General features: G+C 73.6%; 2 protein-coding genes. Both read right to left on the reverse strand.

Features of this window, described 5'->3' with window-relative positions; all coding sequences use genetic code 11:
- Positions 1-880 (reverse strand): xanthine dehydrogenase family protein molybdopterin-binding subunit (locus GA0115259_RS38540; RefSeq protein ID WP_141716912.1); only part of this gene is annotated, 880 nt, incomplete at its 3' end.
- On the reverse strand, positions 877-1,512 hold a 636-nt coding region (locus tag GA0115259_RS38545; RefSeq protein WP_176732798.1), incomplete at its 5' end, for an FAD binding domain-containing protein. The genes GA0115259_RS38540 and GA0115259_RS38545, both read right to left, overlap by 4 nt.

The raw sequence follows: 1,512 nt of genomic DNA on the forward strand, positions 1-1,512 counted from the left end.
AGTCCGCGCCGAGCCGCAGCCGGTGGCGGCTGGCCGGACGGAAGCTGGTGGCGAGGAAGGTCTGCTTCCTCGGCATGACGAACTTGACCGGCCGGCCGAGCCGGGCCGCGGCCACCGCGAGCAGGGCGACATGCGGCTGGAGCCAGGTCTTCTGGCCGAAACTTCCGCCCGCCTGCGGGCAGATGACCTCGATACGGGCGGGATCGATGCCCAGCACCTTCGCGAGGCCGTGTTTGACGGCGCCGGTGTTCTGGGTGCTCTCGTGCACGACCAGTCTCTCGCCGCGCCACTCGACGACGGTGGCCAGCAGCTCCATCGGGGCATGGTGCTGAGGGCCGAAGTCGAAGGTCATGTCGACCTGGACGGGGCTCGACGCGAAGGCCGTGTCGGCGTCGCCCACCTCGATGTCCGCGAATCGCCGGATGCCGGGGAACTCCTCGGCCTGTACGACCGTTTCCGCGCCCTCGGCGTCGAGCGTGACCGCCACCGGCTCGGCTTCGTAACGGGCGTCGACCCGCCCGGCCGCCTCGACGGCCGCCACCAGTGTGTCCGCCACGACCAGCGCGATCGGCTGGCCGCGGTAGGCGACACGGTCGTCCAGGAGCGGCTGGAGGCTCTGGAAGCCGTAGCCGGAGCCGCTCTGCGGAAAGCCGGGAGAGCGCACCTGCTCCGCGTCGAGCCGGGTGAGGACCAGCCGTACGCCCGGGACGGCGCGGGCGGCCTCCGTCTCCAGCCGGACGACACGCCCTCGCCCGATCGACGCCGGGACCAGCATGGCGTGCAGTGTGCCGGGCGGGCGGTGGTCGGCGCTGTAGCGGGTACTGCCGGTGACCTTGTCGGCGGCGTCCACCCGTGGCACGGACTGCGCGGGATCTCTCATGAGGCGGCCCGCCGTCCGGCGGCACGCAGCGCGTCCGCCACGGTACGGATGCCCAGCGCCACTTTGAAGCCGTTGTGTGTGCCCGGCCGGGCGCCGGCGAGCGCCGCCTCTCCGGCCAGCAGGGCACTGCGCTCGGTCAACTCCTCGCCGAGCAGCGTCTGTTCGGCCTCATGGGCGCGCCAGGGCCGGGTGGCGAGCCCGCCGAGGGCGATACGGCAGTCCTGGACGGTGCCGCGCCGGCCGAGACGGACGGCGACCGCGGCGGAGGCCAGCGCGAACGCGAAGGACTCCCGGTCCCGGACCTTGTGGAAGGCGGAGCCGCGCGCCGTCGCGGAGACCGGAACCCTGATGCGGACGATGAGTTCGCCGTCGGCGAGTGTGTGCTCGTGCTGCGGTGTGTCGCCGGGCTCCCGGTGCAGCGCGGACAGCGGTATCGTCCTCGGGCCGCCCGGACCGAGGAGGTCCAGCCGGGCGTCGAAGGCGAGCAGCGCCACGGCCCAGTCGCCGGGATACGCGGCCACGCACGACTCGCTCGTACCGAGCACGGCGTGCTGCCGGTCCATGCCGTCGCGCGCCGCGCATCCGCTGCCCGGCCGCCGCTTGTTGCAGGGATACGGCGGCCCGCCCCGGGA

It is taken from the genome of Streptomyces sp. MnatMP-M17 (genome assembly GCF_900091995.1).
Taxonomy (GTDB): Bacteria; Actinomycetota; Actinomycetes; order Streptomycetales; family Streptomycetaceae; genus Streptomyces.